This window comes from Faecalibacterium sp. Marseille-Q4137, from assembly GCF_017377535.1.
Classification (GTDB): Bacteria; Bacillota; Clostridia; order Oscillospirales; family Ruminococcaceae; genus Faecalibacterium; species Faecalibacterium duncaniae.
The window spans coordinates 41,578-64,144 of record NZ_JAFREK010000010.1 but is presented as its reverse complement, the minus strand read 5'-3'; the positions used below and the strand labels follow the sequence as shown (position 1 = coordinate 64,144).

Below are 22,567 nucleotides of genomic sequence, written 5' to 3'. Positions count from 1 at the left end.
ATCATTTCACCCCAGCGCCAAAACAGATGATGGAGAGCGAAAACCGGGGATGCAAAAAGGCCGGGCCAGTCTCCTGCATTGGAAACCGACCCGGCATCTTTCTTATTTTGCAAGCTTCAGATTCTGCGGCTCTTTGGGTGTGAACACAAGCTTCAGGTCCATTCCCATTCCGTCTGCCAGACGCTTCAGCAGCTTCAAAGATGGGTTGCGTGTTCCATTTTCCAGCTTGCTGATATCCGCCTGATTGATGCCGGTGCGTTCGGCCAGCTCCTTCTGGGTCAGGTTCTGAGAAATGCGTGCATCTGCCATCGCCCGGATGATATCCATTTCCGGCTGGTTCTCTTCCCACTCCTTGCGGAACTCCTCATTTTTCAACTGTTCATTCAAATACAGATCCAGTGTTTTCATCTGATTCACCCTCTCTTTCCAAAAAATCTTTCCGATACTGTTTTGCCCGTTCAATTTCACTCTTGGGTGTTTTCTGGGTCTTTTTGATAAAGCCGTTCGTCAGAATGATCCTTCCCCCATAATAGAAGAAATACATGACCCGCGAAATATCCGTTCCAACTTTTCCGCGGATCTCAAAAATCCCATCATCCAGATGCTTGCTGTATGGCTCCCTCAGACGGTTTCCCTGTTCCTGTAAAACCTTTAGGGTCATTACCAGCTTGCTCCGCATTTTGATATCCAGTTCATCCAAAAAATCTTCCGCAGGGCGCTGGCCATCTCTTGTTTCATAAAATTCCACCACGAACGGTCCCATTTCAAAATCCTCCCTACACTTTTCCCCTTTCAGTATATGGCAGATATGCCATATTGTCAAGTGCAAAAAGGCCGCTGCCCATCAGAAAACAGGCAGCGGCCATACAGCTCGATTCTTTGTCTTTTAGCCCAGCAGCGCCAGCACACCGGCCTTGGGGCGGGCACCCACAGCCTGATTCACAAGCTTGCCGTCGTGGAACACCAGCAGGGTGGGGATGCTCATCACGCCGAACTGGGAGGCCAGCTCGGGCTGTTCATCCACATTGACCTTGCCCACCTTGACATCGGTGCGCTCCTCGGCCACCTCGTCCACGATGGGGCTCAGCATCCGGCAGGGGCCGCACCAGGTGGCCCAGAAGTCCAGCAGAACAGGCTTTGTGCTGTGCAGCACCTCGGCTTCAAAATTTTCTTTGGTAATGGTAACAACAGCCATATCGGTTCCCTCCATTTTTTATCCGCACCCTCTGCGGGGGCGGTCAGTTCCTTCAAAAGAAGGAGTGATTCTTACTTATGGCTCTAGTATACCCCAAACGACAGGATTTTTCCAGAAACAATCTGTGAACAAAAAAGGCGGCGGCCCGCCCACTTGGGGAGAGCCGCCGCCCTGTGTTGTTCTTTGGAGTTCTCCGGGTTGTCTGGTCAGAGCGATCAGGCCGTGACCCAGGCGATCGCGGTAACGGGCCACCAGCCGGTCAGGTTCAGAGCGGTGTAAACGCCAACGATCGCATTGCCGATGGACTTACCCATGTAATCGGCAGCGGCATTGATGCCCTTTGCTGCCAGATCTGTGATATTCTCGCCGTTCTTCTTGTTGTTCTTGATCCAGGTACGGGTCTGATCCAGACCCCAGATCAGGTTTGCAACAGAAATGACTGCGCCGATCGTCCAACCCACAGCAAACGGAGCGGTAAAACCGTCGCCGCCGCTGGTATAGGTCATTTCTTCTTCGTTCATCACGTTGTAGTTCGCGGGCAGCATGAGCTTCTTTTCCATAATAATACTCCTTTACAAAAGCATTTATTGCACGGTGCAGCATACACCGCAGGTTACAGAAAACAGACCCGGTATCCCACTTTCCCGGCTTACAGGATCAGCAGAACAGCGCTCAGGGGAGCCAGAGCCACCACCATGGTGCTGGAAACGGCATCCCGGACAAAGTTGGCTGCGGACTTGGACATATCCTCGCCGACAGCATCTGCGGCACGGCCCAGAACGGTGAAGAGGTTGCCCTCACGGTTGCTCTTCTTGTTCAGCCAGTCCTTGGAAGCGGAAATGCCCCAGATATAGCTGGCACCCAGCACCACAGCACCCACGACCGTAGCGGCAGTGGTTGCAAATCCGCCAATATCGGAACCGCCCTGGGTATAGGTCATCTCTTCTTCGGAAAGCACTGCGTATTCAGCAGGCAGATTCATGTTCTTGTTCATAGGTCTCATACTCCTTTTTTGAGCAGCTTGAACCGATGGTGTTCTTTCCCAATTTACCATCTGGTTTCCAGCCTTATATTACTACATCACACAGTTTCATGCAATGGATTTTGTGAAAAACCATCAAAAATCGGAAAGTCGCATGAAAAAACAAACGAAAGTTTGGTGAAAAGCACTGCAATAATTTTCCACTCAGCCTGCCACGCCCGCACGGTAGAGATACGGGTCGGTGGTAAAACTGGCATAGCTGTACAGCACAAGGATCTGGTCGTAGTCGTTGGCCGCAATGAGCTGGTCCAGCCCATAGTTATAGTTGCGGAAATCCACCACGTCGATGGCCGCATAGTTGGCTGTCAGGTAGGGCACAAAGCTGTTGGCATAGCTGTCCTTGATGACCAGGATCTTTCCCTCGCCGTCACCCTCCACCCGGCTCAGGCCGTTGTTGCCGTGCAGGAACATGGCGTACTTATCATACACCTCCAGCTTGTCCAGATCGTACAGGCCGGTGGTGGTGCCCTCGGTGGGCTGGCCCGGGCCGGTGACGTTCCAGACCGTCAGGCTGTTCTGCAGGTCGTACCAGGTAATGGTGTCGGGTTCGGCATTCCAGGTGCGGGTCTTGGAGTAGTGGGTGCCGTAGAAATCCTCACAGGTCTCGGCCGTGTGGGCATCCCGGTCAAAGGGGGTCAGACCCAGCGTCTCGCAGAACTGCTGGTAGGCGTAGTAGGCCCCCAGCGTTGTCCAGTGGTGGTCGGTGCGGTAGTAGAGGTATTCCCCTTTGTGCTCCGTCAGGGCGGGCAGGACATCAATGAACCGCCCGTAGGCCTCCCCCTGTGCGGCAACGCCTTCCAGAATGCCCTTCTCATCGATCTGGGGTGCCCCCGCCGGGACATTCTCAGGGTAGACCACCGAGGCCGACGGCACCAGCATGAGGTTCACCCTGCCCGGGTAACGCTGGGCAAGGCTCTGGACGGCGGCAAGGTTCTTGGCCATCCCCTTTTCCTCATTTTTCAGGATGCTGTAATGCCGGGCGAACATCATGTGCTCCCGGCCCAGCAGGATGCCGCCGCTCTGGGTCTTTTGGAAGAGGGTGGTCTCCGCCGCGCTCTGCAGGCTGATCCACTGGTCGCGGCCAAACACCTGATCCTTGACGTATCGGGTGTAGCTGGTGAAGTAGTTGTTCAGCCCGTCGGTGGAAACGGCGGTCAGCCTGGGCCGCTGGGTCAGGGTGGTGTTTTCCAGTTCACTGTACGCGCGGTCGGGCGTGGCCATATCCAGCACGAACAGTCCGATAAAGAACAGCCCGAAGGCCACCAGCACCGGATACCGGAACAGAGAGGGAGTTTTCTTTGTATGCTTATCCATTCAGATTCCCTCCTCAGAAGTTGAAATACAGGAACGGGCTGTTGGTGCTGCCCACCACATACGCCGTGGAGAGCACCAGCAGCACCAGCACCGCAGCCACACGGGTCACAGTGTGTTTGCGCAGGGCGTTCCAGATCTTCTCAATGAGCGGGGTGCAGCACAGGATGCTGACCGCCAGCAGCACGCCGTAGTTGCGCAGGAAGTAGACCGGAGACGCACCGCCCGAAGGGAGGAAGAGCTTGCGGAACAGCAGCCCGAAGCCCACCCCGGCCTCATTGCCCACAAACATGGCCCAGCCCACCACCACAAGGAACATGGTGTAGATGTGGGGCCATATCCTGCCTTTTTCCAGATACTTGAGCAAAAACAGCTTTTCAAGGGCCAGCAAAACAAAGTAGTACAGGCCCCAGCAGATAAAGTTCCAGTCTGCACCGTGCCAGATGCCGGTGAGCAGCTCCACCACGAACAGGTTGAAGATCTGCCGCTTCAGGCCCTTGCGGTTGCCGCCCAGCGGGATATAGACATACTCGCGGAACCAGCCGGAAAGGGTCATGTGCCAGCGCCGCCAGAACTCGGTGATGGAGCGGGAGATATAGGGGAAGTTGAAGTTCTGGGGGAAATCAAAACCCAGCATCTTGCCCATGCCGATGGCCATCATGGAGTAACCGGAAAAATCAAAGTAGAGCTGGAGCGAATAGGCGATGACACCCAGCCAGACCAGCGGCGTGGACGCATTGGCAAGGCCCACAAAGGTGGTGGAAGGGCTGTCGGCAATGCCGATGATGTCTGTCCAGAGCGCGCCGACGGCATCCGCCAGCAGGACCTTTTTTGCCAGACCGAAAGTGAACAGGGTCATGCCTTCCTCAATCTGCTGCAAGCTGTAACGATGCTTGTAAACGTGCAGCTGGGCCGAGACATCCCGATACTTGACGATGGGGCCCGCGATGAGCTGGGGGAACATGACAACATAAGCGCCGAAGTCGATGATGTTGTGCTCAGTCTTTACCTCCCGGCGGTAGACATCAATGGTGTAGGAAAGGGTCTGGAAGGTATAAAAGCTGATGCCCAGCGGCAGGACGCTGATGCCCTGAATGGCCGCAAATCCGGTGCCCAGCAGGCTGTTGATGCTGCGCAGGACAAAGTTTGCGTACTTGAAGTAGAACAGCATCCCCAGGCTGGCTGCAAGGGCGACCAGCAGCAGCACCTTGCGCACGCCGGGCTTTGCGTCAAACGCTTCCAACCCCAGGCCGCAGAGATAGTTGATGAGGATCAGGGCCAGCATGACCGGGAAGAACCGGACCTCACCCCAGCAGTAGAACACCAGGCTGCACACAAAGAGCACCGTATTCTTGAGCTTTGCGGGCGCAAGGTAATACAGCGCCAGCGTAATGGGAAGAAACCGGAACAGAAAGATGATGGTGCTGAAAACCAAGGCTTCGACCTCCTTTTAAAAAAAGAGCTGCTGCAAATGCCCTCTCACACTCGCTGCGCTCGTCAGCTCTCCCTTTGGGAGAGGCGGCAGTGCGGAGCATTGACGGAGAGGGCCTGCAGCAGCCCCATTCAGTTTTATTTTACTCTCCCAGTGCGCTGTCCACCGCGCTGTCCAGATCGGCAGTGCACTCGTTGGAAGCGATGACCATGACCACGGTGTTGTCCTTGAAGGCGATCACGGCGTTCTCCACATTTTCCTGGGCCTGTGCGAACTCCGCGTAGTTGCCGTAGAACGCCACCTGATCCTGCTGGTAAGCAGTCAGCTGGTTTGCAACCTCCTCAGCCTTGCCGTCAGCAGCTTCCACGACCAGCACCATGCCGGCATCGCCGTTGTCGTTGCTCTTCACGCCCTTGTAGCTCACCACATCCTCAGCGGGCAGGTTGAAATCGTACTCAATGTTCATGGCAGCGATTTCAAACTGGTTGGAGATGGGGTTGGCATCCAGCAGGGTCTCGAACGGTGCGTTCAGGGCATCGGTGCTGTTGTCCTCGCCCAGCGGGATGCTGGAAGCCTGGCTCAGCACAGTGGAGGCAGGCTCAGAGGACGCGGCAGAAGAAGCGGTAGAACCGGAAGAAGAACCGCAGCCGGCCAGCAGAGCACAGCTCAGGGCCAGAGAAGCAGCGGTCAGAATGATTTTAGCACGAAGTTTCATGGATTATTCCCTCTTTTATCTATTTTACACCGGTTCGCCCACGCGGAAGAGTTTCCGACAACGAACCATTGTTATCTTACCATATCAAAGCCCGAATTGCAAACGGCAGGCAGAAGATTTTACGGTTTCTTCACCAGCGCTTTGCCGCTCAGCCCGCGATCTGCTGCAAGGCGGCGATATAGTCCTCAAAGCACAGGCCGCTGGCGTTGATCTTTGCGGCATTTTCCACGCCCACATAGCGCCAGTGCCAGGGCTCGTAGGTGATCTCGGTCTTCTCCTCGGCCCCCTTGGGGTAGCGCAGGATGAACCCGTACTCCCCGGCGTGCTGGCAGAGCCAGCGGAAAGCGGCCGTGTTCTCAAAGCCCTCGTCCAGGCCGGTGTGCTCGGGGCTGTTCAGGTCTGCGGCCAGGCCGCAGTTGTGCTCAGAGTAGCCCGGCGGGTTGACGATGGCAGCGGCCATTTCCTTCGCCTTGGCATCGTCATAGCCCTGCTGCTTATAATAGTTGGTCTTTTTCTCGTAGAGATTGGTCTGGTAGGACACGCTGCGGTAGCCGCTCTGCATCCAGACGGTCACGTTCTCCGCAGCAGCAGCCTTCTGCAGCTCCAGAAAGGCATTGCAGGCCACGGTCTGCAGGGTCTTGTTCACTGCGGTCTTGGAGCCGCACTCGGCGGTCTCAAAGGTGTAGTTTTCCGGCATCTGATTGGTGTGGTTCACAAGGATCATCAGCGGGTCGGCCAGCATGGCCTTCGCCTCGGCGGCGGTCAGGCCCAGCAGGTTATCCCGGCTCTCCACGCTCTCAGAGGCGGCTCCGCTCACGGCACTGCTCTCCGCCTTGCTGCTCGGCGCAGCCGACGGCAGGCTGCTGGCCTCACTATTGGCGGCGCTCCCGGCGGCATCCGCCGTGGGCACCGGGGCCTTGCGGCGGGAAAGCAGGAAGGACACACCGCCCACGGCCACGCAGACCACAAGGGTCAGCCCGGCGATGCGGCGGATGGCGCGGTTGCGTCGCCGCCGCCGGATCTCTGCCCGGGTCAGGCGGCGGCGGTGGATGGGTTGCTGCTGATTCATAAGAGACCTTCTTTCTCGGTTCATTTTCTGTATATTATGTTTCTCCGGGGGCATCCTAAGCCCGAGGTGACAGCCATGAAGATGACAGCGGAAGAATACGCGCGGCGGGTGAAACAGGTCGGCCCCCGCTCCCCTCTGGGCTCCGACTGCCTGTGGGCCTTCTGCGTGGGCGGCGGCATCTGCCTGCTGGGCGAGGTGCTGCGTGGGTGGTATCTTGGCATGGGGCTGGAAGCCCAGCTTGCCGGTACCCTGACCAGCTGCACCCTCATCGTGCTGTCGGCCCTGCTGACCACGCTGGGGCTCTACCAGAAGCTTGCCGCCAAAGCCGGGGCAGGCTCGCTGGTGCCCATCACGGGCTTTGCCAACGCCGTGGTCAGCGCCGCCATCGAGTTCAAGCCCGAGGGCAGGGTCTGCGGCACCGGAGCCAAGATGTTCACCATTGCAGGGCCGGTCATCGTGTATGGCACGCTGGCCGCTGTGGTCTACGGTGGGGTGCTCTGGCTGCTGGGCGGCTGACCGCTCTGTCTACAATACGCCTGCCGGGATGCAAAAATTGCAGTTTTCCGGCAGAGCGGATGGAGCAGAATATCGCACGAGCGCTATTATAGCACAAATCCCAAAGAAAAACAGCCCTGAAAGGGGGATTTTTTCATGGCGACCCGCCGGGGTGACACCCTGATCTTTCCAAAACCACCTGTCATCGCCGCACACGCCTGCATCGGCGGCAAAAAGGAGGGCGAAAGCCCGCTGGCGGCAGAGTTCGACGAACTGCACAGTGACAACCGCCTTGGGCAGGCCAGCTGGGAGGCCGCTGAAACGCAGCTGCAATTGCAGGCGGCGCGGCTCTGCCTGAAAAAAGCCCACGCCACCGAAAAGGATGTGAGCCTCCTGCTGGCCGGAGACCTGCAGGCCCAGTGCACGGCATCAGGCTATGCGGCCCGGGCGCTGGGCCTGCCCTTTGCGGGGCTGTTCGGGGCCTGCAGCACCATGGCCGAGGCGCTGGGTGTTGGGGCCTGCCTGTGCAGCGCCGGAATGGCAGACGGCCTGCTGGCCATGACCTCCAGCCACTTCTGCACCGCCGAGCGGCAGTTCCGCACCCCGCTTTCCTACGGAGCCGTGCGCACCCCCACCGCCCAGTGGACTGCCACGGCGGCAGGGGCCTGCCTGCTCCGCCCCGCCGGGCAGGGGGTTGGCATCCGGGCCGTGACCTTTGGCCGGGTGCAGGATCTGGGCATCCGGGACATCAACAACATGGGGGCCGCCATGGCTCCTGCTGCGGCGGCAACGCTCCTGCGCTACCTCACTGATACCAACACCCAGCCGCAGGAGTTCGATGCCATCTGCACCGGCGACCTGGGCCATGTGGGCAGTCAGCTGTTCCGGGAGCTGCTGGCCGCCGAGGGCCTGCTCCTCAAGAACCATGTTGACTGCGGTTCCCTCCTCTATGATGCCGAGGGCCAGTCGGTGCACAGCGGCGCTTCTGGACCGGGGTGCTGTGCAGCAGTGCTCTGCGGGCATCTCCTGCCCCGGCTGGAGCGGCGGGGACAGCGCCGGGTTCTCTTTCTGGCCACAGGCGCGCTGATGAGCCAGACCACCTTTTTGCAGAAGGAGAGCATCCCCGCCATCTCGCACCTGGTGGAGCTTGCTGCCCCGGAGGAACAGAACGGAGGGAACACATGAACTATTTCTGGGCATTCGTTACAGGCGGGACCATTTGCGTGGTGGGCCAGCTCTTTCTCGACCTGACCGCTCTGACCCCCGCCCGCATCCTGACGGGCTATGTGGTGGCAGGTGTGGTGCTTTCGGCCCTTGGGTGGTACGCGCCACTGGCCGAGTTTGCAGGCTGCGGTGCCACCGTTCCCCTGCTGGGCTTCGGGCATCTGCTTGCCAAAGGCGTGCGCACCGCCCTTGCCGAAGAGGGAGCCATCGGCATCCTGACCGGCGGACTGACCGCCGCTGCTGCAGGCATCACCACCAGCCTTGTCTGCGGCGTAGTCTGTTCGCTGGTGGGCCGCAGCCACGACCAGAACTGAAGCAGAACTCTTCCTGGGACGATACGCTTTTTTCGTGTATCGTCCTTTTCTGCGCCGATTCGCGCCCTCTGTATGGTATACTTTTCCAGAAAAGGAGATGATAGTCATGTGCGAGACTCTTGCAACGATCTTATGGGAGGGCTGGACCGCCCTCGTACTCTGCGCGGCGGCGGTGTTCCTGCCCGGCAGCGAGGCCCTTACATATCCCGCTGTGCTCTGGCCCGGGCTGGTACTGGCGGCTGCTGTGCCTGCAGGCTGGGTGTTCTGGGCGCTGGCAGAGCAGCCCGCGCCCCTGCCCCCGGAACAGCTGCTGGAAAAACAAAAACCCCCGTATCGGGTTCCCGATACAGAGGTTTTGTTCGTCAGTCGATCACTTGATCTGTCGTAAATCAGGCGTTCTTGTTTGCACGCTTGGCCATACGGCTGATCTTGCGAGAAGCGGTGTTCTTCTTGATGACACCCTTAGCGCGAGCCTTGTCGATCACGGAAACAGCAGCCAGGACAGTTGCGTCCTTGTCAGCGGCTTTAGCATCGATGGCAGCGTCTGCCTTCTTGACGACTGTTTTCAGGTTGGTCTTAATGGCCTTGTTGTGAGCCTGCTCTGCAGCAGCCTGCACGACGCGGTCCTTCTGAGATTTGATGTTAGGCATTCGTTCCACCTCCTTGGCTACCTATAACAGCGCACCTTATGATACCATATTTGCCGTACCAGCGCAAGCCTTTTTTGAATTTTTGTTTAGAATTTTTTCATTTTCCCATACTTCTGGTACCGTTTGGGCGGGAAAAGCGCCCAAATACGGAAATTCAGCCGGATGGGGGATGCAAAATGCGGGAAACTGACCTTGCCGATGAACTGTTCGGCCAGCCGGGCAAAACCGCCCTGCCCGCCGGGGTGCGCGTGGCAACGGCCCGTCAGGGCGGCGTGACGATCACCCGGGTAGAGATCGCGCGGGAGGGGCTGGCGCGGCCGCGGGGCCGGTATGTGACGCTGGAGGTCCCCAGCGTGAGCCTGCTGGACGAGCGGGACAGCGCCGTGATCGAAGCCGCCGCCGCAGAGCTGCGGCCCCTGCTGCCGCCCGAAGGCCCGGTGCTGGTGTTGGGGGTGGGCAACCGCCGAGTCACGGCGGATGCTCTGGGCCCCCGCACGGTGCAGAAGGTGTTCGTGACCATGGGGCCGCGCACCGTACCGGTGCAGGGCATCCGGCCGGTGGCGGCTGTGGCTCCGGGGGTATCAGCGGCAACGGGCCTGAGCTTACAGCAGCTGGCCGGGGCACTGGTGCGGGAGCTGCGCCCCGCCGCCCTGCTTTGTGTGGACAGCCTTTGCTCTGCTGAGCCGGAGCGGCTGGGCCGAACGCTCCAGTTTTCAGACACTGGGCTCCACCCGGCCCAGCCCGACCACTCCCGGCATCTGGATGCCGCCCGGCTGGGTGTGCCTGTCCTTGCGGCGGGCATCCCCACCCTGATGCAGGCCGAGGAGGGCCGGGATCTGGTCGTCACGCCCCGGGATCTGGACGGAGTCATCGCCCACGGCGCGGCCCTGCTGGGGGCTGCCATCAACCGGGCCCTGCAGCCAAAGCTGAGTGTGGCGCAGTTGTGCTGGCTGGTGGGGTAACCCTCTCGGTCTCGCCTTCGCTCGCCTGCTCCCCTGATAGGGGCCAGGTTTATGCTGCTGCCGGCCTGCTGCTCCTACTGGGAGAGGCAGCAATCCGTTCGCATTGATGGAGCGGTTCTCTCATATCTATTTTGCAGAAGGGGGTGAGGTTCCATGCGCAGGCGGGAAATGGCAGGGTGCGGGCATCCCCTGCCTTTTGCAGCGGCGGCAGGCCTTGCGCTGGGGCTGGCACTGTTTGCGCACCAGCTGCTTCTCACGCTGGCGGCGGTGGTCATCGGGCCGCTGCCAGCCGTGCAGACCGCCCTTTACCTGAGCCGGAAAGACCTCTCCGAGAATGCCGCACAGGCCGTAAGCGAACCCGCGCAGGAAACACAGGCAGAGCCTGCACAGGAGGCTCCCGCCCTGCCTGCCGGTGACATGGAAGCCTACCTTGTCCCGCTGGAAGGCGACGAGGCCCGCCCGGAGGGAGCCGGTGCCATCCTGGAAAAGAACTATCCGCAGGGCAGCGGGGAAAAATACATTCCCTGTGGCAGCGGCAGCATCAAGAACAACACCAGCGTCTCCAGCGCCGACATTACCGCCGAGATCACCAATCCGCTCCCCTTTGCGGTGGAGTGGAACAGCCCCGACCCGCAGATCCTCATCATGCACACCCATGCCACTGAGGATTACCGGCTCTCAGCAGGGCTGTGGTACCGCCCGGGGGACGGTTCCCGCACCACCGACCGGGACCTCAACATGTGCGCTGTGGGCCGGGTGATGGCGGACACCCTCAACGCCGCCGGGCTCAATACCCTGCACGATGAGACCCTGAACGACTACCCCAGCTACACCGGCAGCTACGCCAACAGCCGCGCGGTGGTACAGCAATACTTATCGCAGTATCCCAGCATCAAGATCGTGCTGGATGTCCACCGGGATGCCATCGAGACTGAGAATGGCTCCCGCATGGCCCCGGTGTGCACCGTCAACGGGCGGCAGGCAGCGCAGGTGATGATCATCTGCGGGTGCGACAACGGCACCACGGTCAGCCTGCCCAACTACCGACTCAACCTCCGCTTTGCCGCTGCCTGGGAAACCGCCATGGAGGGCCTGTACCCCGGCTTCACCCGCCCGGTCCTGTTCAGCTACCGGTTCTACAATCAGGATCTGACCCCCGGCAGCCTGCTCATAGAGATCGGCGGGCACGGCAACAACCTGAACGAGGCCCTCTATGCCGGGCAGCTTGCCGCCCAAGGGTTGATTTCTGCATTAAAACAGTAAAACCTCCCAGTCCGCATCTGCTTCTTTGGCAAGTACGACCTGCCCTCTTTGCCAAGGGCTCCCCTATCAGGGGAGCTGGCGAGCGAATGCGAGACTGAGAGGTTTATTTTATTTCTGCTTATTCGTATACGATGCAGCCCAGGATCTGCTTGCCCAGCCGAACGATCTTCTCGTTCTGCTCCCGCACGGCATCGGTGCGGGTGACCGTGCAGTCAGCAGCCAGCACAATGGCATCGGCAGCCACCACATGGGGCACGGTGGCAGCGGCCTTGAGGATGCTCTCGGCGGCGGTCACGCTCTGGCCGCGCAGGGGTTCCGTGGCCTGCAGGGCAGCGGCCAGTGCTTCCAGCTGGTCCGCAGGCAGGTCGCCGGTGACCAGAATATTCTTCGCCTCCGGGGCGCGGCTGCGGATGGTCTGAGCCATCAGGCAGAGCATCTCAGCGTCCGCGCTGCCATCGGGGCGGCCTTCCATCTGATAGAGCTTTGCATCCAGCTTTCCGGCCTTCTTGGTGCGGTCGCTGGCCAGCGCGCCCAGCACGGGCAGGCCGGTGGAGCGGTTCAGCTCGCTGGCCGAGTAGACCATGCCGTCCAGCAGGAACTTGACCACGACCACGCCGCAGGCAAGCACACCGCCCAGCAGGAAGCCAATAAGCAGGTACTTTGCCACCGAGGAGGCAGCGCCGCCGTCCAGTGCGGGCTCCTCCGCACTCTCCCATGTACTCTTAGCAGAAGCCAGATTGTCATCCAGCGCCTGACGGGCACTCTGCAGTTCCACCAGCTGGCTCTGCAGATTCTGAACATCTTCATCGCTCGTCTGCTGCAACGCACGCAGTTCCGTGGAGACCCCCTGTGTCACGCTCTGATCAATCACGCGTACACTGTGGCTGCACACAGCAGCTGCCGCTTTCTCATGGATCAGATCCAGACGACCCAGCAGCGCGTTCAGAATTTTCTCTGCGGTCTGCTGATCTGCAGCATACGCCTGCAAGGTCATCACGCCGTTATACTCGCCACTGTCGTTCTGGGAAAGTTCTACCGTGACCACGCCCTTCAGGTAGCGCACATCTACCCCTACGGCATCAGCGGCAGCATTCATGGAGTCACCGCTGGCCAGCTGTTTCTGATATGCAGCCAGCAACGCACCGGTCGGGTCAACATTCTGATACGCAGAACCCGGCTGGATTTTGTAGCCGCTGTCAATATAAAGGTCAGCCTGCGCCGTCCAGACATTATAAACGTCCAGATTTTTTAGCAGCGACTTTTCTGCATAGTCCTGTGCCTGTTTCAGTGCTTCCTGCACACTAGACTGCGCATCCTCGTTGCTCTTCGCCGTCAGCTCGTACTGCTGCACAGCAAACTCATAATCCTTCTCTTTCTGCTGATACTCAGCCAGAGCCTCTTCATAAGCAACCTGATCTTCTGCCGAAACAGCGCCGCCGCGCAGGATCTTTACCCCGGCAAGGCCGCCAGCGATCACAGCACAGACAACCGCGGTCAGCAGGATGGGCTTGAGCTTGTGCAGAAGGGTCACCATGAGCGCAACGAGGTCGATCTCTTCCTCATCCTGTGCGCCGGTGGGGTAAGTGGTTTGATTTTCGTTCATGCTCTACTCCTCAGGACAAAGCCAATCTTCATGTTTGTTCCGTTTTGTGCAATGCACATACTATAACAGGATAAATAATATCATTCTTTCCGGCAGAATTCAACCGTTTTTCCGCAAAAAGCCGATTGACAAACCGGTGCTGCTGTGCTATTTTTAGAATTACTGAAAAGCAAGGATCGGGAAAAGTAACGCATTCCGGACGCTCCAGAGAGCGCGGCAGCAGCTGAGAGCCGCGTGCGGGCCAGTGCGCGAACGAACACCCGGGAGCTGCAAACTGAACACGGCATTCCGCCGCCAGTAGGTGCGCCGCAAAGCCCAGCGTTACCAGGGCAGCGCTTATTGGAGCGCGCGAGCGACCGGACACTTCCGGTAATTCAGGTGGCACCGCGGACATTACAAGACAGCTTGTTCGCCCTGAAAATTCAGGGCAAAGCTGTCTTTTTATTTTTATATCGGAGGAAAGAAAGATGGAACGTACTGAGATCGTCTCGCTGTACAAGAACACTCCCGCCGACGGCACGGTGGTCACCGTGTGCGGCTGGGCCAAGAACATCCGTGATTCCAAGAACATCGGCTTCATCGCCCTGTCGGACGGCGGCTGCTTCAAGACCCTGCAGGTCGTGCTGGAGGCAGGCAAGCTGGCAAACTACGAGGAGGTCATCCACACCGGCCTGTACAGCAGCCTGCGCATCGTAGGCCGCATCGTCCTGACCCCGCAGGCAAAGCAGCCCTTTGAGCTGAATGCCGACAGCGTGGAGATTCTGGGCGACTGCCCCGCAGACGAGTACCCCCTGCAGAAAAAGAAAATGAGCATGGAGTATCTGCGCACCATGCCCACCCTGCGCCCCCGCACCAACACCTTCAACGCCGCATTCCGCGTGCGCAGCGTGGCTGCCTATGCCATCCACAAGTTCTTCCAGGAGAATGGCTTCATCTACTCCCACTCTCCCCTGCTGACCGCTTCCGACTGCGAAGGTGCCGGTGAGATGTTCCAGGTCACCACGCTGGACCTGCAGAACGTGCCCAAGAACGAGGACGGCACCGTGGACTACAGCCAGGACTTCTTTGAGAAGCCCGTCAACCTGACCGTTTCCGGCCAGCTGGAGGCCGAGGCCATGGCCATGGCCTTTGGCAAGGTGTACACCTTCGGCCCCACCTTCCGTGCGGAGAAGAGCTTTACCACCCGCCACGCCGCTGAGTTCTGGATGATCGAGCCTGAGATGGCCTTCTGCGACCTGAAGGGCTACATGGACACCGCCGAGGCCATGACCAAGTTCGTCATCCGCTACGTGCTGGACAACTGCCCCGATGAGATGGCCTTCTTCAACCAGTTCATCGACAAGGGCCTGATCGAGCGCCTGGAGCTGGTGGCAAACAGCGAGTTCGGCCGCATCACCTACACTGAGGCCATTGAGATCCTGAAGAAGAACAACAAGAAGTTCCAGTTCCCCGTGGAGTGGGGCGTGGATATCCAGACCGAGCACGAGCGCTACCTGACCGAGGTCGTGTTCAAGAAGCCCGTCTTTGTCACCGATTACCCCAAGGAGATCAAGAGCTTCTACATGAAGATGAACGCGGACGGCAAGACCGTGGCCGCAGCCGATATGCTGGTACCCGGCATCGGCGAGCTGATCGGCGGCAGCCAGCGTGAGGAGAACTACGACAAGCTGGTGGCCCGCATGGACGAGCTGGGCATGGACAAGACCAACTACGAGTGGTACCTGAACCTGCGCAAGTTCGGCGGCGTGGAGCACGCCGGTTACGGCTTGGGCTTCGAGCGGATGATCATGTACCTCACGGGCATCCAGAACATCCGTGACGTGCTGCCCTTCCCCCGCACCGCTTATGGTTTCTAAGGATTAAATTCAACCCTCTCAGTCAAAGCCTGTCGGCTTTGCCAGCTCCCCCGAGGGGGGAGCCTATTGCGGCTCTTGGATAAAGGCAGCATAGCCTCTCCCCTCGGGAGAGGTGGCATTGCGGAGCAATGACGGAGAGGGTTGTTTTCAACAAGGAGATAAATACAAGTGGAAAATATCGCTCCTGCCCTGTTGGACTGGTTCTACACCAACCGCCGCATCCTCCCCTTCCGGGAGGACCCCACGCCCTACCATGTCTGGCTGAGCGAGATCATGCTGCAGCAGACCCGGGTCTCGGCGGCGCTGCCCTACTACGAGCGCTTCCTTGCCGCCCTGCCGGATATCCCCGCGCTGGCCGGATGTGAGGAGGAAAAGCTGCACAAGCTGTGGGAGGGGCTGGGTTATTACAGCCGGGTGCGCAACCTGCAGAAGGCAGCGAAGATCGTCTGCGCCCAGTACGGCGGGCAGCTGCCTGCTGATTACAACGCCCTGCTGGCCCTGCCCGGCATCGGGGAGTACACGGCGGGGGCCATTGCATCCATCAGCTTCGGTCTCCCGGTTCCCGCCGTGGACGGCAACGTCCTGCGGGTGTTTGCCCGGCTCTACAACGACCCCCGGCTGGTCACCGACCCGCAGGTGAAGCGGGAGTTCACGGCACGGGTCATGGAGCACCAGCCGCCCGCAAAAGCCGGAGACTACAATCAGGCCCTGATGGAGCTGGGCGCGCTGGTCTGCCTGCCCAATGGCGCACCTCTGTGTGAGCAGTGCCCGCTGGGCAGGCTCTGCCGGGCCCGGGCCGCAGGCACCGCCCTCTCCCTGCCCCAGAAAACGCCCCCCAAGGCCCGGCGCATCACACCAGTCACGGTGGCGCTGGTGCTGAACGAGGGCCGGGTGCTGCTCCAGCAGCGGCCCGCCAAGGGCCTGCTGGCCGGGCTGTGGCAGCCGGTGCTGTGGGAGGATACCACCCTTACCGCCGCAGAGACCGCCGTCCGCCTTGCTGCCCTGGGGCTGGACTGCACAGGGGTACATTTCACGCCCCTGCCTGCGGCCAAGCACATTTTCACCCACATCGAGTGGCACCAGAGCGGCTATTTCCTCACTGTGCCGGAGCAGCCCGCCCCCGCAGGCTGCGTCTGGGCCGGAAAGGAGCAGCTGGAGGCCGCGTATACCCTGCCCGGTGCCTTCAAAGTCTACAAAAAGCTGCTGCTATCCAAATTGCTGTGATTGCCCGGATTGATGAAATTTCTGCATTTCGGATTGTAATTTTTTGCTTTTCCGGGTATAATAGCCTTATCAAAATGAACTCCGGTTCCATGAACCACCGTTCCCCACCAGAAAAGGAGTGTGTCCTATGAAGAAATCCTGTCTGATCGCTGTTATCGCCACGCTGGCCGCTGTGGCCGGTGCGCTGGCCGCCGTGGCTGTCTATCTGCACCGCCGTGAGAAAGAGCTGGACGAGTACGAGCGTCTGCTGTTTGGCGAGGATAAGGCTGAGACCGTTGAGCCTGCCGCAGAGCAGCCCGCAGAAGATCCTTCTGCCGAGGATGCCGCAGAATAAACCAAACACCGAAAAGCGCACCCGGCTTGTCCCTGCAAGCTGTGGTGCGCTTTTTTATACGCCGCATTGATTCATCAACCTCTCAGTCCCCGCTCCGGCGCGGCCAGCTCCCCTGGCAGGGGAGCCAAGTGCAGGGATGCGGCTTTGTAACAGGAGTACATATCCATGAAACGATTTTTATTGTGGGTCGTTGGTGTCATTCTGGGCGTTGCCGTGCTGCTGGGCGCGGTGATGACCGTGAGCTATTCCTTTACCGGCGAGGGTTCCCGCCCAGCGGCAGACACGCAGTTCGGCGGGCAGGCGCTGGAAGTGAACGGCTCCTGCTGGCAGGTGCCGCTGCTGGGCGGCGTGTTCGATAAGGTGTTCACCAGCCCCGAAACGCTCACCGTGCAGAAACTGGGCGTGCTGTATGACGCACACCCGGCCCTCGCCCTGCCCGATTGGGCCAGCTACACCACCCTGACCATCGAGACCGACATCGGCAGCATCGTGTTTGCGGGGTCAGCCTCTCAGTACGAGGACTTTCTCTTCCCTGCCAATGGGGATTACAAGGCAAAGCTGACGGTCTGGCGGCTGCCACAGGATTATCTCGCCACCCAGTTTGAGGGCGGAACCACCGGTGCCATCCGCAAGAACCTGGGCGTGGAGCACCCGGCCAAGCCCACGGGCTGGTACAGCTACTCCTTCCGGTTCACCCTGCAGGCCAGCGCGGAGGTCGCCCTTTCCACCGAGCGGCTGGAGCAGGGCGGCGTGGCGGCGCTTTCCATCACCGGCCTGACCGGCGAGACCGCTCCCGCCGTGGAGACCGACCTGGGCAGCGTCCAGTGCGTCCGGCTGGGCAGCGGCTGGCGTGCCTACATCCCCGCCGCCTACAACGCTTCGGCGGGTGGGCACACGGTCAACGTTACCGTCAACGGCGAGACCTTTGCCCGGACGCTGACCGTTCTGCCCAAGGATTTCGGCACCGTGGAGGTGGAGCCGGAACCTGCATCCACCGAGGCTGCCAACACCGAGTTCCGGAACAACATCTGGCCCCTGTACGAGCAGCCCGTGCGGGAAAAACTCTGGGCCGGTGCCTTTCTCTGCCCGGCAAAAAACTACATAACGTTGGTGGATTTCGGTCAGGTCAAGGTGACCGGCGGCCAGCAGGGCAGCCGCTCCAACTCCACCCGGCTCTACACCATCCCCGGTGAACCCTGCCGTGCCCCGGCAGGCGGCGTGGTGGTGTTTGCAGGCGATCTGGCCCTCACCGGCAGCACCGTGGTCATCGATCATGGCTGCGGCGTGCGCAGTTATCTGTACGGCCTGCAGGAGCGCTCCGTGACCCGCGGCCAGACCGTGGAGCGGGGGCAGGCTGTCGGTGTGCTGGACGAGGAGCTGACCATGGACTTCAAACTCGGCAGCAAGAGCGTGAACCCCTGGCCCCTGTTCCAAACCAGCGGCGGGTTATTCTGGCAGGAGAAGGGCTGATCCTGCAAAAAATTTGCAGAAACCTGTAACGCTTTCTCCTTTTCTGCGTTATTGGGGTGAAAGGCCATGAAAAAGGAGGGCAAAAGACGATGAAAACGAATTGTGATATCATCCGTGACCTGCTGCCGCTGTATGCGGAGCATATCACCAGTGAGGCCACCAATGCACTGGTGGAAGAGCATCTGGCCGAATGTGAAGCATGCCGCGCCGAGCTGGAGCAGATGGAGCAGCCGGTGCCGGTGCGGCCGGAAGCGCAGCCGGATGCGCCCCTGCGCAGGATCAGGGCCGCCCTGCAAAGAAGGAGCATCCGTGCAGCAATCGGCACAGTGCTGGCAGCCCTGTGCGCTCTGGCACTGATATTCTGGATGGGCACTGCCCGCGTCCCGGCCACCACAGAGCAGGCTCAGTTCTGGACCTACAACCGCAAAGAGAATGGTGCAGACATCTGCATTCTGGAAGCACAGGGCGAGGGGGTCTGGCTGGATATGGAGGACACCTTCAGCTGGGGCAAGCCGCAGATCACTGTGCGGGCCATGCGCTACCGCTTTCCGGGCGTGCATCGGGTACTGACAGCCCTGGTGGATTCTGATCGATCCACTGTATGGGTCATGGTGTCTCGCACCCAGCTGCTGACCGTGGACTGCGCAGACCAGACCCTGTACTACCGCGATGGACAGCTGGTAGACCGCTACATCGTGCAGGAAAACCCGGACGGTACCTTCGACTACGCCTACGGCACCGACCAGGAATACGGCATCGACTATAAGAAGGGCTGAGCCTATGGACATCGACAGCGTTTACCGGCTCTATTTCCGGGATGTGTTTCTGTTCCTGCAGGGCCTGACCCACAACGAAGCGCTGGCCGAGGAGCTGACGCAGGAAACTTTCTTCAAGGCACTGGACGGTCTGAAGGACTACGACGACCGGCAGGATGTACGGGCCTGGCTGTTCACGGTGGCCCGCAACGCCTATTATTCCCACTGCCGCCGGACAAAGCACACTGCCCCGCTGGAAGATGCCGAAACCGCCCCCGCCGACACTCCGGACATTGCCCAGCTGCTGGTCGATCAGGATGCGGCATTCACCGTGCATCAGTGTCTGCACACGCTGGACGAGCCTTACAAAGAGGTGTTCAGCCTCCGGGTATTCGGCGAGCTGCCCTTTGAGCGCATCGGGCTGATCTTCGGCCACAACGCCGCATGGGCCCGGGTGACCTACTACCGGGCCAAGACCCAGCTGCAAAAGATGCTTTCCTCTTCCACCTGACATTCCCTATCACAGCAGAACGCCCCCGGCCCAAAGGCGCGGGGGTGTTCTTTTTGTGCGCAGGACTCAGGCCGTTTTGCCTGCTCAAGCTGACCAAAATAAAAGGGGGTTAGGGCTTCGCTGATTGTTGCGTTGGCAGCTCCACCGCAATGGTAGTGCCCTTCTCCGAACTTTTCTCCACCCAAACGGAGCCGCCGTGGAGGTCGGCGATCTCCCATACCAGTGAGAGCCCCAGTCCTGCGCCGCCGTATTCCCGGCTGCGAGACTTGTCCACCCGGAAGAAGGGCTGGAAGATACTGCGCTGATACTCCTCCGGGATGCCGCAGCCGGTGTCGGAGACGCGGAGCAGGAGCTTTTCCAACTCCTGAGTGACAGAAACCCGTACCGAGCCGCCCGGCTGGTTGTACTTGACAGCATTCTCCGTCAGGTTGAAGATCAGCCGGTAGATCAGTGCATCGCTGCCGGTCATAATGCCGTCGCCCTCCGCCGTCAGCGTGACACCGAGCTTATCTGAGAGCGGCGCAAGATCTGTGAAGATCTCCTCGATCATGGGAGCGAGCTGGATCCGCTCGTTCCGCGCCACCTGCCGCAGATTGCTCATCTCCAGCAGCGTCTTGGTCATCTGTGCCAGCCGCTCCGTCTGCTCGCGCAAAAGCGTGAGGAACTCCGCCGTCTCCGGCCGCACATCAGGATGCTCCGCGGAAAACAGCTCCAACTGCGCCTGCATTAGTGCCAGTGGCGTGCGCAGCTCGTGGGCGGCGTTGCCGGTGAACTGCCGCTGGGCGGAAAAGGCGTTGTTCAGCCGCTCCAGCATCTGGTTGAACGAGCGGCTCAGCTGCCGGAACTCCGAAATAGTGTCTTCATCGATCCTCATATCGGCAAGATTGTTCAGCTGCACCTGCTCCACCTGCGAGGTAAAGCTGCGCAGGGGCTTGAGAGCGCGTCCGCTGACGAAATAGGCGAGGATGCCGCTGAGCAGCGTTACCGCCGCCGTGATGTACCAGTTGGTGGTGCGGAAGCGCCCCTGCACCCCATCGACGACGATGGTCAACTCCTCGTTGGGCGCTATGAGCTGCGGGTCAAAGCTCGCCGCTCCGCCATCATTCAGGATCACCGTGCCGCCGCCTTGTAAACTGTCCGCAATGGTGTCCATATAGTACACACCGGAGGAGCACAGCAGCAAATTCATGGCCACGCAGGTGATGCCGATGAGCAGGACGGTCATCAGCGTGATGCGCCACTGCAGGGAAAGCCGCTTCATTCCTCCTCGCCTCCCATCAGATAGCCCTCGCCGATGCGGTTGCGGATGGGGTCATAGCCCAGCACGGCGCGGAGCTTTTTGCGCAGGGCGGAGATGTGGACGCGAATGGAATTGCTGAAGTTGTCCACGCTGTTGTCCCAAACGTGATCCATCAGCTCTTCCTGACTCACGGGCCGCCCCTGATGCACCATCAGGTATTCCAGGATCCCCGTTTCCTTCCGGGTCAGCGTCAGCGTCTGCCCATTGACGGCGGCGGTACGGGAGCGGGTGTCAAAGGTCAGGCCTCCGCAGCTTAGCAGCACATCCTGCTGGGTGAACTGCCGCAATGTCAGGCTGCGGATGCGGGCCTCCAGCTCCGCCAAGTGGAAAGGCTTTGCCAGATAGTCGTTCGCCCCGGCATCCAGCCCCTGCACCTTGTCCTCCACTTCGCTGCGGGCGGAGAGAATCAGCACCCGCGTCTCCCGGTCGGTCTGCCGCAGGGTGCGCAGCACTGTCATGCCGTCCTTTTTCGGCAGATTCAGATCCAGAAGCACCAGATCGTATCGTTCCACGCCCAGAAGCGCCAGCGCCTTTTCCCCGTCATAACAGTAGTCCACGCTGTAGGCCAGCCGCCGCAGGCTGCGGACGATGGTCTCGCACAGGGCGCGTTCATCTTCAATTACTAAAAGGTGCATGATAGCCCTCCTTTTTATTTCTTCGTTTTTTGTGTTGCTTTCATTATAGCAAAAACAGATAAGGTTTGCGTTAAGTTTTCGTTCTTAACAGAGACTTTAACTCTCCCGCGCTATGATGGGGGCAGAAAATCGGAAAGGGTGATGAAAAATGAGCTGCGGGAAAAAGGCAGCGGCGCAGATCGTGCTGCTGATGGCCGGAGCCGCCATGCTGTGCTTCGGTGTCTGGCGGGGCGAGGCGGCGACAGTGCTGAGCAAAGCAATCAAATTATGTCTGGAGTGTGTAGGCATTGGGTAAAAAGTTTTCAGGCGTTTCACAGACCATGTCCCGCTTCCGGGGCTGGATTCAGGCGGGTGCGGCGCTGCTGACCAACCTGCATCTGCCGAACTTTCTCAAGGGCGGACTGTATCAGGGGGCGGGGAAGACCGTCTGCGTGCCGGGGCTGAACTGCTATTCCTGCCCGGCAGCCTCCGGTGCCTGTCCCATCGGTGCGTTTCAGGCAGTGGTAGGCTCGTCAAAATTCAGTTTTTCCTATTATATCACAGGCTTTCTCATTTTGCTGGGAGTCCTGCTGGGACGCTTTATCTGCGGCTTTCTATGTCCCTTCGGCTGGTTTCAGGAGCTGCTGCACAAAATCCCGACAAAGAAGCTCTCCACAAAGAGGCTGAAGCCGCTGACATACCTGAAATACGCTGTCCTGCTGGTGATGGTTTTCCTGCTGCCGGCGTTCCTTGTGAACGATGTTGGCATGGGAGACCCGTTCTTCTGCAAATACCTCTGCCCCCAAGGCGTGCTGGAGGGAGCCATCCCTCTGTCCCTTGCCAATTCCGGCATCCGGGCGGCGCTGGGCAAGCTGTTTACATGGAAATTCAGCATCCTGCTGTCGGTGATTGCGCTGAGCGTACTGTTCTACCGACCGTTCTGCAAGTGGCTCTGCCCGCTGGGCGCGTTCTACGCGCTGTTCAACCGGGTGTCCCTCTTCCAGATGAAGGTGGATAAGAATAAGTGCGTTTCCTGCGGGAAATGCGCCAGAGCCTGCAAGATGGATGTGGATGTGACGAAAACGCCCAACCATACCGAGTGCATCCGCTGCGGAATGTGCATCCGCGCCTGTCCGACGAACGCCGTGTGCTTCCGCTACGGCTTCGGCGATGGAAAAGAGAAAGAAAACGCAGCGACACTGCGAGAAAACAACAACAAAGCTTAAGG

The 22,567-nt window shown here is 59.8% G+C and carries 27 protein-coding genes; 14 read left to right on the top strand and 13 right to left on the bottom strand.

Annotation, left to right across the window (positions count from 1 at the left end):
• Positions 1 to 102: 102 nt before the first annotated feature.
• The 9 genes from J3353_RS06065 to J3353_RS06025 form a co-directional block, all read right to left on the bottom strand.
• On the bottom strand, positions 103 to 408 hold the full coding sequence (locus J3353_RS06065) for a helix-turn-helix domain-containing protein (RefSeq protein ID WP_035393348.1): 306 nt from the start codon (positions 406 to 408) through the stop codon (positions 103 to 105).
• Positions 380 to 763 carry a type II toxin-antitoxin system RelE/ParE family toxin gene (locus J3353_RS06060; RefSeq protein WP_097770093.1) on the bottom strand — a complete coding sequence of 128 codons (384 nt, stop codon included), beginning with the start codon at positions 761 to 763 and terminating at the stop codon, positions 380 to 382. Before J3353_RS06060 ends, J3353_RS06065 begins: the two co-directional genes overlap by 29 nt.
• Positions 764 to 886: 123 nt before the next feature.
• Positions 887 to 1,195, bottom strand: coding sequence for a thioredoxin (gene trxA / locus J3353_RS06055; protein ID WP_207684404.1), 309 nt, complete (start codon positions 1,193 to 1,195; stop codon positions 887 to 889).
• Positions 1,196 to 1,410: 215 nt separating this feature from the next.
• Positions 1,411 to 1,755 (bottom strand): hypothetical protein, encoded by a 345-nt coding sequence (locus tag J3353_RS06050; protein WP_005929673.1) that lies wholly within the window; start codon positions 1,753 to 1,755, stop codon positions 1,411 to 1,413.
• Positions 1,756 to 1,844: 89 nt separating this feature from the next.
• On the bottom strand, positions 1,845 to 2,189 hold the full coding sequence (locus J3353_RS06045; protein WP_005929676.1) for a hypothetical protein: 345 nt from the start codon (positions 2,187 to 2,189) through the stop codon (positions 1,845 to 1,847).
• A gap of 192 nt (positions 2,190 to 2,381) precedes the next feature.
• Positions 2,382 to 3,551, bottom strand: coding sequence for a DHHW family protein (locus J3353_RS06040; RefSeq protein ID WP_207684403.1), 1,170 nt, complete (start codon positions 3,549 to 3,551; stop codon positions 2,382 to 2,384).
• 13 nt (positions 3,552 to 3,564) lie between these two features.
• On the bottom strand, positions 3,565 to 4,983 hold the full coding sequence (locus J3353_RS06035; protein ID WP_207684402.1) for an MBOAT family protein: 1,419 nt from the start codon (positions 4,981 to 4,983) through the stop codon (positions 3,565 to 3,567).
• A 139-nt stretch (positions 4,984 to 5,122) separates the two neighbouring features.
• Positions 5,123 to 5,695: a DUF4358 domain-containing protein gene (locus J3353_RS06030; RefSeq protein WP_005929688.1), complete on the bottom strand. Its 573-nt coding sequence runs from the start codon at positions 5,693 to 5,695 to the stop codon at positions 5,123 to 5,125.
• Between the two features lie 148 nt (positions 5,696 to 5,843).
• A complete protein-coding gene (locus tag J3353_RS06025; protein WP_242700874.1) occupies positions 5,844 to 6,764 on the bottom strand; it encodes a M15 family metallopeptidase in 921 nt (306 codons plus the stop codon).
• A gap of 75 nt (positions 6,765 to 6,839) precedes the next feature.
• Here J3353_RS06025 and J3353_RS06020 point away from each other — a divergent pair, with 75 nt between their 5' ends.
• The 4 genes from J3353_RS06020 to J3353_RS06005 all read left to right on the top strand — a co-directional run bounded on the left by J3353_RS06020 (position 6,840) and on the right by J3353_RS06005 (position 9,185).
• Complete coding sequence (locus tag J3353_RS06020) at positions 6,840 to 7,280, top strand: SpoVA/SpoVAEb family sporulation membrane protein (RefSeq protein ID WP_050762766.1); 441 nt, start codon at positions 6,840 to 6,842, stop codon at positions 7,278 to 7,280.
• 135 nt (positions 7,281 to 7,415) lie between these two features.
• Positions 7,416 to 8,444 carry a stage V sporulation protein AD gene (locus J3353_RS06015; protein ID WP_207684400.1) on the top strand — a complete coding sequence of 343 codons (1,029 nt, stop codon included), beginning with the start codon at positions 7,416 to 7,418 and terminating at the stop codon, positions 8,442 to 8,444.
• Positions 8,441 to 8,797: a SpoVA/SpoVAEb family sporulation membrane protein gene (locus J3353_RS06010; protein ID WP_207684399.1), complete on the top strand. Its 357-nt coding sequence runs from the start codon at positions 8,441 to 8,443 to the stop codon at positions 8,795 to 8,797. The genes J3353_RS06015 and J3353_RS06010 overlap by 4 nt, the downstream gene beginning before the upstream one ends.
• A gap of 106 nt (positions 8,798 to 8,903) precedes the next feature.
• Positions 8,904 to 9,185, top strand: a complete 282-nt coding sequence (locus J3353_RS06005) for a peptidoglycan synthetase (RefSeq protein ID WP_207684398.1) — start codon at positions 8,904 to 8,906, stop codon at positions 9,183 to 9,185.
• Position 9,186: 1 nt separating this feature from the next.
• Here J3353_RS06005 and rpsT read toward each other — a convergent pair whose 3' ends face one another.
• On the bottom strand, positions 9,187 to 9,447 hold the full coding sequence (rpsT, locus tag J3353_RS06000; protein ID WP_207684397.1) for a 30S ribosomal protein S20: 261 nt from the start codon (positions 9,445 to 9,447) through the stop codon (positions 9,187 to 9,189).
• A 176-nt stretch (positions 9,448 to 9,623) separates the two neighbouring features.
• Between rpsT and gpr the strand changes: the two genes are divergently transcribed.
• Together gpr and spoIIP are read left to right on the top strand one after the other, a co-directional pair.
• The gene (gene gpr / locus J3353_RS05995; RefSeq protein WP_035393352.1) at positions 9,624 to 10,409 is read left to right on the top strand and encodes a GPR endopeptidase; all 786 of its coding nucleotides are present in this window, start codon (positions 9,624 to 9,626) and stop codon (positions 10,407 to 10,409) included.
• A gap of 153 nt (positions 10,410 to 10,562) precedes the next feature.
• Complete coding sequence (gene spoIIP, locus J3353_RS05990; RefSeq protein ID WP_242700873.1) at positions 10,563 to 11,672, top strand: stage II sporulation protein P; 1,110 nt, start codon at positions 10,563 to 10,565, stop codon at positions 11,670 to 11,672.
• A gap of 118 nt (positions 11,673 to 11,790) precedes the next feature.
• Here spoIIP and J3353_RS05985 read toward each other — a convergent pair whose 3' ends face one another.
• Positions 11,791 to 13,275 carry a hypothetical protein gene (locus J3353_RS05985; protein WP_207684396.1) on the bottom strand — a complete coding sequence of 495 codons (1,485 nt, stop codon included), beginning with the start codon at positions 13,273 to 13,275 and terminating at the stop codon, positions 11,791 to 11,793.
• A gap of 467 nt (positions 13,276 to 13,742) precedes the next feature.
• Between J3353_RS05985 and asnS the strand changes: the two genes are divergently transcribed.
• The 6 genes from asnS to J3353_RS05955 all read left to right on the top strand — a co-directional run bounded on the left by asnS (position 13,743) and on the right by J3353_RS05955 (position 19,425).
• Positions 13,743 to 15,131 carry an asparagine--tRNA ligase gene (gene asnS / locus J3353_RS05980; RefSeq protein ID WP_097772833.1) on the top strand — a complete coding sequence of 463 codons (1,389 nt, stop codon included), beginning with the start codon at positions 13,743 to 13,745 and terminating at the stop codon, positions 15,129 to 15,131.
• A gap of 168 nt (positions 15,132 to 15,299) precedes the next feature.
• Positions 15,300 to 16,355: an A/G-specific adenine glycosylase gene (locus tag J3353_RS05975; RefSeq protein ID WP_207684395.1), complete on the top strand. Its 1,056-nt coding sequence runs from the start codon at positions 15,300 to 15,302 to the stop codon at positions 16,353 to 16,355.
• A gap of 127 nt (positions 16,356 to 16,482) precedes the next feature.
• Positions 16,483 to 16,689, top strand: coding sequence for a hypothetical protein (locus tag J3353_RS05970; RefSeq protein ID WP_005929737.1), 207 nt, complete (start codon positions 16,483 to 16,485; stop codon positions 16,687 to 16,689).
• 165 nt (positions 16,690 to 16,854) lie between these two features.
• Complete coding sequence (locus tag J3353_RS05965; protein ID WP_207684394.1) at positions 16,855 to 18,159, top strand: murein hydrolase activator EnvC; 1,305 nt, start codon at positions 16,855 to 16,857, stop codon at positions 18,157 to 18,159.
• 89 nt (positions 18,160 to 18,248) lie between these two features.
• On the top strand, positions 18,249 to 18,935 hold the full coding sequence (locus tag J3353_RS05960; RefSeq protein WP_207684393.1) for a zf-HC2 domain-containing protein: 687 nt from the start codon (positions 18,249 to 18,251) through the stop codon (positions 18,933 to 18,935).
• Positions 18,936 to 18,939: 4 nt separating this feature from the next.
• Positions 18,940 to 19,425: an RNA polymerase sigma factor gene (locus tag J3353_RS05955; protein ID WP_117535622.1), complete on the top strand. Its 486-nt coding sequence runs from the start codon at positions 18,940 to 18,942 to the stop codon at positions 19,423 to 19,425.
• Between the two features lie 109 nt (positions 19,426 to 19,534).
• On the opposite strand, the gene J3353_RS05950 is transcribed toward J3353_RS05955, so the two are convergent.
• Both J3353_RS05950 and J3353_RS05945 read right to left on the bottom strand, forming a co-directional pair.
• The gene (locus J3353_RS05950) at positions 19,535 to 20,686 is read right to left on the bottom strand and encodes a cell wall metabolism sensor histidine kinase WalK (RefSeq protein WP_156074526.1); all 1,152 of its coding nucleotides are present in this window, start codon (positions 20,684 to 20,686) and stop codon (positions 19,535 to 19,537) included.
• Positions 20,683 to 21,360 carry a response regulator transcription factor gene (locus J3353_RS05945; RefSeq protein WP_156072628.1) on the bottom strand — a complete coding sequence of 226 codons (678 nt, stop codon included), beginning with the start codon at positions 21,358 to 21,360 and terminating at the stop codon, positions 20,683 to 20,685. The genes J3353_RS05950 and J3353_RS05945 overlap by 4 nt, the downstream gene beginning before the upstream one ends.
• 148 nt (positions 21,361 to 21,508) lie before the next feature.
• Between J3353_RS05945 and J3353_RS05940 the strand changes: the two genes are divergently transcribed.
• Positions 21,509 to 21,655, top strand: a complete 147-nt coding sequence (locus J3353_RS05940) for a CD1871A family CXXC motif-containing protein (RefSeq protein WP_165643166.1) — start codon at positions 21,509 to 21,511, stop codon at positions 21,653 to 21,655.
• Positions 21,656 to 21,680: 25 nt separating this feature from the next.
• Positions 21,681 to 22,565 (top strand): 4Fe-4S binding protein, encoded by an 885-nt coding sequence (locus tag J3353_RS05935; RefSeq protein WP_181967145.1) that lies wholly within the window; start codon positions 21,681 to 21,683, stop codon positions 22,563 to 22,565.
• Positions 22,566 to 22,567: the final 2 nt, after the last annotated feature.

Bases quoted from the DNA above. Each gene is read 5' to 3' on its own strand.
- J3353_RS06065 (WP_035393348.1), bottom strand. From the start codon at position 408: ATGAAAACACTGGATCTGTATTTGAATGAACAGTTGAAAAATGAGGAG.
- J3353_RS06060 (WP_097770093.1), bottom strand. From the start codon at position 763: ATGGGACCGTTCGTGGTGGAATTTTATGAAACAAGAGATGGCCAGCGC.
- trxA (WP_207684404.1), bottom strand. From the start codon at position 1,195: ATGGCTGTTGTTACCATTACCAAAGAAAATTTTGAAGCCGAGGTGCTG.
- J3353_RS06050 (WP_005929673.1), bottom strand. From the start codon at position 1,755: ATGGAAAAGAAGCTCATGCTGCCCGCGAACTACAACGTGATGAACGAA.
- J3353_RS06045 (WP_005929676.1), bottom strand. From the start codon at position 2,189: ATGAACAAGAACATGAATCTGCCTGCTGAATACGCAGTGCTTTCCGAA.
- J3353_RS06040 (WP_207684403.1), bottom strand. From the start codon at position 3,551: ATGGATAAGCATACAAAGAAAACTCCCTCTCTGTTCCGGTATCCGGTG.
- J3353_RS06030 (WP_005929688.1), bottom strand. From the start codon at position 5,695: ATGAAACTTCGTGCTAAAATCATTCTGACCGCTGCTTCTCTGGCCCTG.
- J3353_RS06025 (WP_242700874.1), bottom strand. From the start codon at position 6,764: ATGAATCAGCAGCAACCCATCCACCGCCGCCGCCTGACCCGGGCAGAG.
- J3353_RS06020 (WP_050762766.1), top strand. From the start codon at position 6,840: ATGAAGATGACAGCGGAAGAATACGCGCGGCGGGTGAAACAGGTCGGC.
- J3353_RS06015 (WP_207684400.1), top strand. From the start codon at position 7,416: ATGGCGACCCGCCGGGGTGACACCCTGATCTTTCCAAAACCACCTGTC.
- J3353_RS06010 (WP_207684399.1), top strand. From the start codon at position 8,441: ATGAACTATTTCTGGGCATTCGTTACAGGCGGGACCATTTGCGTGGTG.
- J3353_RS06005 (WP_207684398.1), top strand. From the start codon at position 8,904: ATGTGCGAGACTCTTGCAACGATCTTATGGGAGGGCTGGACCGCCCTC.
- rpsT (WP_207684397.1), bottom strand. From the start codon at position 9,447: ATGCCTAACATCAAATCTCAGAAGGACCGCGTCGTGCAGGCTGCTGCA.
- gpr (WP_035393352.1), top strand. From the start codon at position 9,624: ATGCGGGAAACTGACCTTGCCGATGAACTGTTCGGCCAGCCGGGCAAA.
- spoIIP (WP_242700873.1), top strand. From the start codon at position 10,563: ATGCGCAGGCGGGAAATGGCAGGGTGCGGGCATCCCCTGCCTTTTGCA.
- J3353_RS05985 (WP_207684396.1), bottom strand. From the start codon at position 13,275: ATGAACGAAAATCAAACCACTTACCCCACCGGCGCACAGGATGAGGAA.
- asnS (WP_097772833.1), top strand. From the start codon at position 13,743: ATGGAACGTACTGAGATCGTCTCGCTGTACAAGAACACTCCCGCCGAC.
- J3353_RS05970 (WP_005929737.1), top strand. From the start codon at position 16,483: ATGAAGAAATCCTGTCTGATCGCTGTTATCGCCACGCTGGCCGCTGTG.
- J3353_RS05965 (WP_207684394.1), top strand. From the start codon at position 16,855: ATGAAACGATTTTTATTGTGGGTCGTTGGTGTCATTCTGGGCGTTGCC.
- J3353_RS05960 (WP_207684393.1), top strand. From the start codon at position 18,249: ATGAAAACGAATTGTGATATCATCCGTGACCTGCTGCCGCTGTATGCG.
- J3353_RS05955 (WP_117535622.1), top strand. From the start codon at position 18,940: ATGGACATCGACAGCGTTTACCGGCTCTATTTCCGGGATGTGTTTCTG.
- J3353_RS05950 (WP_156074526.1), bottom strand. From the start codon at position 20,686: ATGAAGCGGCTTTCCCTGCAGTGGCGCATCACGCTGATGACCGTCCTG.
- J3353_RS05945 (WP_156072628.1), bottom strand. From the start codon at position 21,360: ATGCACCTTTTAGTAATTGAAGATGAACGCGCCCTGTGCGAGACCATC.
- J3353_RS05940 (WP_165643166.1), top strand. From the start codon at position 21,509: ATGAGCTGCGGGAAAAAGGCAGCGGCGCAGATCGTGCTGCTGATGGCC.
- J3353_RS05935 (WP_181967145.1), top strand. From the start codon at position 21,681: ATGTCCCGCTTCCGGGGCTGGATTCAGGCGGGTGCGGCGCTGCTGACC.